The 8,704-nt window shown below is 68.5% G+C and carries 7 protein-coding genes; 1 reads left to right on the top strand and 6 read right to left on the bottom strand.

Features of this window, described 5'->3' with window-relative positions:
• The 5 genes from VFV09_14730 to VFV09_14710 form a co-directional block, all read right to left on the bottom strand.
• Positions 1-759, bottom strand: a 759-nt coding sequence (locus VFV09_14730; protein HEU4868966.1) for a hypothetical protein, incomplete at its 3' end; no start/stop codon positions are given.
• Between the two features lie 3 nt (positions 760-762).
• Complete coding sequence (locus VFV09_14725) at positions 763-921, bottom strand: DUF6760 family protein (protein ID HEU4868965.1); 159 nt, start codon at positions 919-921, stop codon at positions 763-765.
• Positions 918-1,358, bottom strand: coding sequence for a hypothetical protein (locus tag VFV09_14720; GenBank protein HEU4868964.1), 441 nt, complete (start codon positions 1,356-1,358; stop codon positions 918-920). The genes VFV09_14725 and VFV09_14720 overlap by 4 nt, the downstream gene beginning before the upstream one ends.
• Positions 1,358-1,807 (bottom strand): phage tail protein, encoded by a 450-nt coding sequence (locus tag VFV09_14715; GenBank protein HEU4868963.1) that lies wholly within the window; start codon positions 1,805-1,807, stop codon positions 1,358-1,360. The genes VFV09_14720 and VFV09_14715 overlap by 1 nt, the downstream gene beginning before the upstream one ends.
• 34 nt (positions 1,808-1,841) lie before the next feature.
• The gene (locus VFV09_14710; GenBank protein ID HEU4868962.1) at positions 1,842-3,374 is read right to left on the bottom strand and encodes a phage tail sheath subtilisin-like domain-containing protein; all 1,533 of its coding nucleotides are present in this window, start codon (positions 3,372-3,374) and stop codon (positions 1,842-1,844) included.
• A gap of 209 nt (positions 3,375-3,583) precedes the next feature.
• On the opposite strand from VFV09_14710, the gene VFV09_14705 reads away from it, so the two are divergent.
• Positions 3,584-8,245, top strand: a complete 4,662-nt coding sequence (locus VFV09_14705) for a hypothetical protein (protein HEU4868961.1) — start codon at positions 3,584-3,586, stop codon at positions 8,243-8,245.
• Here VFV09_14705 and VFV09_14700 read toward each other — a convergent pair.
• Positions 8,242-8,703 carry a hypothetical protein gene (locus tag VFV09_14700; protein ID HEU4868960.1) on the bottom strand — a complete coding sequence of 154 codons (462 nt, stop codon included), beginning with the start codon at positions 8,701-8,703 and terminating at the stop codon, positions 8,242-8,244. The two genes, VFV09_14705 and VFV09_14700, sit on opposite strands and share 4 nt — an antisense overlap.
• Between the last annotated feature and the right edge of the window lies 1 nt (position 8,704).

The raw sequence follows: 8,704 nt of genomic DNA, 5'->3' as shown, positions 1-8,704 counted from the left end.
GGGCTCGCCGCTACTCGAAAGAGGAGAAGGCGGGTGGGCCTCTGTAGACGCAGCCGGCTGCGAGGCCTCGGGCTCGCCCCCCAATGTGCCCAGGTCGCCGGCCTCAGGAGCCGGAGCTTGCGGGGCTTGTGGCCGGGCGGGCTCAAACCCGGCCGGCGCGGGTGCAACCGGTGCCTCGACCGGGGGTGATGCGGGCCGGGGCGAGGATGGAAGCCGCACGATTGGGAGGGCGTCGGAATCGACCCGCAGAAGCACCGGCCGGCCACCGGCCGGTTTGGGGGCGTCGGGGGCCGGGGCCGGCAGAGGGTCGGCCTGAACCGGAGGCTCGGGAGCGGCCGGGTAGGCCGTCGCCGGGCCCGGGTCCGCCAGACGGGTCTGATCGGATGCACCCGCCTGCTCCACCTCGGCCGGCAGATCCGTGACCCACCTCCCGCCCGGCCGCGGGGCAAACTTCACGGCCGAACGCTGGACCCGAACCGCACGTTCGGTGGGCCGGGCCGGCATCACCAGGCCGCCGATCAGCCCCGAAGGCCCGCTGGGGGAGAGCCCGTGCGAAAGGGGCTTCAGGAACTGCGCCGGCGGGCGTTGGGCCGCCAGGTCGGCCTGAAACGAGGTGGTCTCTATGGTGGTGGGCAGCGGGGTAACCGTGCGCTCGATCGCCGGAACGCCGGCCCACTCGCCGGACGGGCTGCGCCCGACCTTCTCGAGCGGTGAGTCAGGTCCTTGCGTCCCGGCGACCCTTTTCTTGAAGGGCCACATCGGCTATCGGGAGCTTGCCGAGCGGTTGGCGATTCGCTCTATCTCGTTCAAGAACGTCCCCCTCACCCCGTGCTCCAGGTCCAGGATGTCGTCCAGCGGCCAGTGGAAGTGGTAGGCAATCTGCGAGATCTCCCCGAACAGCTGCTTCTTCGAGGAGATCACGATTCCCCCAGGCGACCACCCGCCACGTCGACGGCAAAGTCGTGGCTGCACGAGGGGCAGGTCACCGCCGCCTTCGTGTGGCCCTCCTGGTTGATCCGGCGGTACAGGTCCTGCAGGAAAGCCACGTCGGAGGCCCACATCTTCTCGATGATCCCGGCGTGGACGTCCGACAGCGTCCCCAGGCTCATCACGACCCTCCCGAGGATCACCACCGTCAGGTAGTTGGGGTTCTCCCGCACCCGGTCGTCCGCCAGCGGGACCAGCTCGTCCCGGGCGGTCGCCAGGCGCATGACCCCGTGGCGGTGGACCGTGCCCGAGTCGTCGACGTAGCCGCGGGGCAGCTCGAAGTCGAACTCGGTGCGCAGTTCCTCCCGCGGCGCCGGCTGCGAGGCGTCCCGAAGCGCCGGGGCGACCGCTGCTGCTGCACTTCTTTTCATCACTCGGGTTCACAACCTTCGTGGGTGATGGTGAGCTTTTCGGTCAGCACGCTGGTGTCGCCGGCCTTGAGGCTGCCGATCTCGAGGCTCTTCGGCCAGCAGTTCAGCAGCTTGTAGCGCTTGAGGGGCTCGCCGACGAAGTCGTAGACGATCACCGCGCCTCCCTTGCGGGCCTGCTTGAGGTCCCCGAAGTAGGACAGCTTCATCCAATCCTGGAAGCTGGTGTCGTTGGTCAGGCCGCGGGTCAGGGTCACCTCGCCGGCCTTCGGACGGCCGGGGAGCTTCTTGTTCACGTACTTGCCGTCCTTGGCGTTCTCCTTGAGCTCGATCACGTCGGACTCGACCTTCAGGCCCGAGACCTCCTGGATCTGCTTGATGGCGATGCCGTCGAACTCGAAGCCGAACGACCAACCGACCGAAACGTCGAAATCAGTATCTGGAAGGGCCACAACTACCTCCTTTGGAGATGGAAGATTTGAGTTGTTACTCGGTCAGGGAGGCCCCGCCGGAGTACTGCGACAGGTGGAAGATCACGAACTCGGCGGGCTTGACCGGGGCGATGCCCACCTCGCAGACCACCATGCCGGCGTCGATCGACTCGGCCGGGTTGGTCTCCTCGTCGCACTTCACGTAGAACGCCTGGTCGGGGGTCAGGCCGAACAGGGCGCCCTTGCGCCACTCGTTGACCAGGAAGGATGCGATGGTCCGCCGGATCTTTGCCCACAGGGCGTAGTCGTTGGGCTCGAACACCGACCACTCGGTGCCCTCCAGGATGCTTTCCTCCAGGTAGTTGAACAGGCGCCGGATGTTGATGTATCTCCACGCCGGGTCGCTCGACAGCGTCCGTGCGCCCCAGACCCGGATCCCGCGGCCGGAGAAGGCCCGGATGCAGTTGATGCCGTTGGGGTTCAGCAGGTCGTGCTCGGCTTTGGTGAGGTTCAGCTCCAGGGAGATCGCTCCGCGGACGACCTCGTTGGCAGGCGCTTTGTGGACGCCCCGGGTGTCGTCGCTTCGGCCCCAGATCCCGGCCATGTGGCCGGAGGGCGGGACGAAGACGTTCTGGCCGGTCGGGGGGTCGAAGACCTTGATCCAGGGCCAGTAGAGCGTGGCGTACTTCGAGTCGTATCCGGTCTTGTCCATGCGCCACTCGCGCACCTGGTCGGCGTTCAGGCCGGGCGGGGTGTCCAGGATCGCTACCCTGTCGCCCATCAGCTCGCAGTGGGCGATCATGCCCAGCTGGACCGCCTGTACGCCCTCGAGGTCGAGCATTCCCCTCTGGTAGGCCGCCATCAGGTCGGGGACGCACAGCATGGTCACCGGGTCGACCGCCTCGAGGCCGCCGAAACCGGTCCGGTCGGCGGAGTTGCCGGTGTAGTCGTCGGGCCGCAGGCGCTTGACCTCCTGGGGCGAGGTTCCCATCGCCAGCGCGGTGCTGCCCGCCTCGGGACGGACGAGCTCACCCTTGGTAGGAAGCTCCTCGATCTGGATCAGCTTGGACTTCGGGTTGACCACCGTGACGACGTTCTGACGGCCCTTCTTGGTGGAGACCTTGTCGTACTCCTCCACCACCTCGCCGCCGCGCTTGACGAAGAGCTTGAACGCGTCGGTGGGGGCGTCGGGTTCGGCCGGGTGCTCGATGTCGACGGTGATCTCTTCTCCCTCGGAGCCGGGGGACACCGCGGTGATCTTGTAGCCGCCGAGGGTCGTGTCGGCCTGGGGAAGCTCGGGGACGCCGCCGGAGGAGCCGTTGCTTTCGGCGCCGATGCGGACGACATAACAGGCTCCGCCGCCGTTCAGGAAGTAGCCGTAAACCGCGTGGGCCAGGTAGGAGCCCTCGACGAAGTCTCCGAACGCCTGGGTGAACTGGGTCCAGTTGGTAACCAGGGTCGGGGTGTGCAGGGGACCGCGGGACGCGAGACCTACAAACGCGGCAACTGCGGTGCCGACGCCCTCTATCGGGCGCGAGCCGGAATCGATCTCCTCAACGTAGACGCCAGGCGACAGATAGGTGGGCATTGGACCTCTCCTCCTTCGGGGATTTGAGTGCAAGCCTGTGGCCTGAAGGGGCTTAAGGGCAATGTCCGAAGGTCCGGCCTTTGGGGCACCGATGTCTGCCCGAAAGGGCAAGGTTCCGAGCTCTCGCCCGAGGGGGCTTCGTTGGGCCCCCCGTAGCTGGTATCTTCCGCAGTTCCAAGGCCGTAATGAGGTTGCGGCCGGGGAGGACGATGTACCCCACCCGAGTCGGTCTCGCCGCGCCGCAGCGTGTTCCCGCCGCGGCTGTCGCGCACAGCCGGGCCCCGGCCGGCACCGTGGCCTCGGCAATCCTGCAGCTTCAAGGTGCGGTGGGGAACCGGGCAACTACTGCGTTTCTCAAAGGCAGCCGGCCGCTACCGGTGGTCGTGCAGCGCGTGCTGGTGAACGCCGCTCCAGCGTGGGATCCGGTCGATGCAGCCACCGGCCAGGGCACCCATGTGAAGGCAATCGTAGGCCCGGGGGTGGCCTATGGATCGGGCCCGAAACAAAACGTGGCCAACTTCCGGCCCTACGCGTACACGAGCATGTTCAGTGACGCCACCAAGCAGGCGAACTACTGCCAGGGGCATCTTTTGAACGACAACCTGGGCGGCCCGGGCGACCCGGCGGTGCCGCACGCCGCCGAAAACCTGACCGCGTTTCCGCAAAAACCGACCAATACGGACCACCTGCAGGTCGTCGAACGGCTGGTGAAGAACGCAACATCTGCCGGGCAGTGGATTGAGTACGAAGTCCGCGTCGGTTACGGGACCGACTCCATGCCCCGGCTGATGAAGCGGCTGGGCGTCGCCGGCGCGGCCTTCGACAACGCCTATCAGGCCAACACCGGCCTGGACCACACAGTTGCCCGTTTCAGCTACGCCTCGAGGCTTCAGGTTGACTGGCAGGAGCTGGACTACGCCGCCTCTCCCAACAACGCGAACGCGGTCCCGTTGGTCGGGGGGCTCTCCGGGCAGGCCAGCTTCACCATCCCAAGTCCGATGACCTTCACCGCCAACGACGCGGTTGAGTATCCGGGCGGCGTCCCCAACTCCTTCTACGGAAAGTCATTTCGCCACATGACTCATTTCAAGGACGTTCACTCCTGGGACAAGACTGTGGGCGGCGCAGCGCAACCCGTCGGCCGGCCCCATGTCATGCCGCAGCGCTGGCGGGGGATTAAGAGGGCCCGGGCCAACCAGCCGGTGAAACCGGGCCGGAACGCGGCGTACCAGGCGGGCTACGACCACTACAACGAGGGGGTGGCTGCCTCCCGGCTGGGCACGGCCCCAGTTATCCGTTATGGGCGGGGCTACACAATGGGCTACCAGGACTACTCGGCCGGCATCGCTTATGCCCACACCCACCCGATCGGCACGGTCCCCGCCGTCCATGCTGAGTCCCTCGCCCACGCGGAGTACTGGGCCGGCAAGGCGCTGGCGCTCACCCTGCCGTTGACAACCCCCCCGGTCAACAACAAGGCCCATATCGCAGGGCACGCCGACTACTGGGCCGGCGTCGAACACGCCCACACCAACCTGCTGAACGTCCCCCCGGTAGGCAACCTGGCCAAAATCGATGGGCACACCGACTACTGGTCGGGGGTTACTCACGCCCTTACGACTCCGCCGAACCAGGTCCCGGTTGGCAACCTGGCCAAGGCAGGTGGCTACACCGAGTACTGGGAGGGGGTCGAGGCGGCCCTTGCGAGCCTGACGGCAGTACTGGCGCCGGACTCCCCTCTCGGCAGGACGCAGGGTCACAAAGACTTCGCCGCGGGAGTCGCCTACGCCCGGGCCAACCCCCGTACCGCAGTACCCGCCCCGGACAATCTGGCAAAAACCGGTGCCTTCACGGACTACTGGCTGGGCGCCGACCACGCCAAGGCGAACGACCGAACCGTCGCCTTCCCCAAACAGAACTCCGCCGCATCCGAGGGGGCCGCCGACTACTGGGCCGGTGTCGACGTCGCCCGTTCCAACCTGCCGGCGCTGCAGGGCGCCGGTCCCGCCGCCGGCGCCAAGGCCGAAGGCTTCGCCGGCTACAAGGAGGGAGTGGAGGCCTACAAGGCAGCTCAGAACAAGCCGGCTTCCAAGGCCGGCATCCTCGGTTGGGACGACGCCGAGGCCGGGTCGGCCGAAGCTGCCGGCGCGTCAGGCGGGCCGAAAGCTCCCACTCAAACCCACAGCGGCTTTCAAAGCGGCTTCTACCACACAGCAGGGACGGTCCTGGCGGCGTCGGGCCAGGCCGCACCTTCCGGGGGTCTTGCGGAGGGGGTAGCGGCAGGCGGCCATGCGAAGTACCTGGGGGGCGCCCAGGCGGCCAAGGCCGGCACAGCAGTGACCGACCGGGCGGGAATGAAGGGCCACGCCGACTACACCGCGGGGATCTCCCACGCCCAGGCCAACCCACGCACCAACCCGCCCGGGGCGGAGAACGTGACCAGGGCCGGCGCGTTCAAGGACTACTGGCTGGGCTCCGATCACGCCAGGGCGAACGAGCGGAACGTCGCCTACCCCGCCCAGAACGCCGCAGCGGCCGCGGGAGCAGCGGACTTCTGGAAAGGGGTGGACACCGCTCGCAGCAACCTGGCGACCCTGGAGGGGCCCGCCCCCGCCGGTGGGGCGCAGTCCGAAGGCTTCGCCGGGTACCGGGAGGGTGTCGAGTTGAGCAAGGCGGCTCAGGGCAGGCCCGGGTTCCCTTCCGCAGGGTTGGGTTGGGACGACGCGGAATCCGGGTCTGCCGACGCTGCCGGTTTCATACCCGGTGCCGACGTAGCCCCCAAGCAGTCGACGGGCGGCTACCAGAGCGGCTACTTCGACGTCGTGGGGGCAATTCTCGCTGCGGCGGGCAAAGACGCTCCATCAGGGGGCCCCGCAGAGAAGGTGGCCGCCGCAGCCCACGCCCGGTACCTCGGTGGAGCCGAGGCCGCCCATACCGGCGCGGTCGCCACCCATCGGGCAGGGTTGCAGGGACACGCCGACTACCTCGCCGGCGTCGCTCACGCACAATCCCACCCGCGGACCGGGTTGCCGGGACCGGAGAACCTGGCGAAGACGGCAGCCTTCACCGAGTACTGGAAGGGCGCCGACCACGCCGCGGCCAACTCGCGCGACGTCGCCTACCCCTCGCAGAGCACCTCTGCTTCATCCGGCATCGCAGACTTCTGGGCCGGCGTGGACATCGCCCGCAGCACTCTGGCGGCGCTGGAGGGAGCCGCTCCAACCGCCGGGGCTCAAATCGAGGGCTTTGCGCGTTACCGGGAGGGGGTCGACTCGCACACCGCTGGACGGGGCCGGCCGGCCTGCCCGGCAGCTGCGCTGGGCTGGGACGACGCCGAGGCCGGCGCCGCCCAGGCCGCCGCTTACGACAAAGATGCGGTCAACGCTCCCTCCCAGACATTCGGCGGCTACCAGAGCGGTTACTACAACTCGGTCGGAGTGATCCTTGCGGCGACGGAGCAGCCGGCCCCCGGCGGAGGTGTGGCCGAGAACATCGCGGCACGCGGCCACGCCGGGTACCTGGAGGGAATGAAGGCCGCCAAGGCAGCCGCCGCCGCCACCTCCCGGGCGGGTCTGCAGGGCCACACCGACTACACCGCCGGCATCGCGCACGCGGAGGCCAACCCACGAGGCGCCTCCCCGGCGCCCGGCAGCCTGGCGAAGACCACCGGCTTCAACGAGTACTGGGCCGGCGCAGACCACGCCCTGGGCAACCTGAGGACCTCGCCCTATCCCGAACAAAGCGCTGCTGCGGCAAAGGGGGTTGCCGACTTCTGGAGCGGCGTGGACCAGGCTCGCAGCGACCTGGCAAGCCTGGAGGGTGCCGCCCCGACCGCCGGAGCCGGATCCGAAGGCTTTGCCGAGTACCGGGAGGGGGTCGACGCGCACCGCAACGCACAACCAAGGCCGTCGGCTCCGGCTCGCGCCCTGGGGTGGGACGACGCCGAGGCCGGGGCCGCCGACTCGGCCGGGTACGTTGCGGGAACCGAGCCGGCTCCCCTACAAACCGCAGGCGGGTACCTCAGTGGCTTCTACCACTCGGTTGGGGTGATCATGGCCGCCGCAAATCTCGGAGCGCCCTCCGGTGGGTTGGCCGCGAACGTCGCCGCCCGCGGCCACGCCGGGTACCTGGGAGGCATGCAGGCCGCCCAAACCGGGGCCGGGGCCGCCGGCCGGGCGGGGCTGATGGGGCACGCCGACTACACCGCCGGGGTCAATCACGCCCGAGGAAACGCACGCGGCGCCGCTCCGGCGCCCGGCAACCTGGCGAGAACCAATGCGTTCAACGAGTACTGGGCCGGCGCCGACCACGCCAAGGTCAACGTCCGTAACACACCCCACCCGGCACCGAGCGCAGCTACAGATGCCGGGGTGTCGGACTACTGGACGGGCGTCGACCATGCCGTTGCCCAGGCTCAGGGCGGAGGCGTGCCGGCCGGAGCCGCCGGGTTGGGGGCGACGGACTACTGGTCCGGGGAGCAGCTGGCGCTGGGCAACCGCCTGGCCGGGGTTGCCGGAGGGTCGGCCCTGTCGTTCAACGCTTTCTGGAACGGGTACGCACACGCCCGGTTGAACCTGGTCAACCTTCAGGGAGCGCCGCCGCCGGGCCGGGTGGAGGCGCTCGGCTTCACGACCTATCTGCAGGGGGTTCAGGAATCCGAGCTTCGTCACGTAAACCAGGCGGGCAACCCGGCGTTCTCCGTCGGGTGGTCCGACTTCAATGCCGGCTACAACGCAGTCCGCAACGGCAACGTCAACCCTCTGATCACCGACTCCGGCTACCTGTACGCGGTGGCCCGAACCCAGCCTCCAATAACCAAACGACGTACGGGGGGTGGGGGAGAACCACCGGTGAAGAAGATAAAAACCTAGGAGGTCAGCCCTTCGAGCTCCGGGAAGTTGGGTCCCCGACCCAGCAGCAGGGAACGGAATCGCTTCGGCCCGGTGGCGGGTTTGGCGGGCGAGTTCAGGCCCCGGCTGAGCCCAATCAGCGCGTTCGATCCGTCCAGCAGGTCTCCCAGGGCTCCGTCCAGCAGGTGGTGGACCCCGGTCCAGATAAGGGCGCAGTCGTCGCTTCCCGAGACGTGAACGGCTTCCCAGAGGCTGTCGGTGAACGCGGTCCAGTCGTTCACCGGACGGGTGGGGAACGGCGACGGAAGGTCGCGAGACGCCCGGTCGAAGACTCCAGCCGCGCCGGCCGCGCCGTCCCCCTCCAGACGCCACACGGTCCAGCCGTGGTCCTTCAGGGCGGTCTCCAGGGCGCCGGCCTGGCCTTCAGCGGCCAGCGTGAGGGCGCCGAGGTCGTGCGGGTCGAAGGGCTGCTGCGTCATT

The sequence above is a fragment of the Actinomycetota bacterium genome (assembly GCA_035759705.1).
Lineage (GTDB): Bacteria > Actinomycetota > CADDZG01 > JAHWKV01 > JAHWKV01 > JAJCYE01.
The sequence above is the reverse complement of the archived record's forward strand: the minus strand, read 5'-3'. Positions and strand labels throughout refer to the sequence as shown.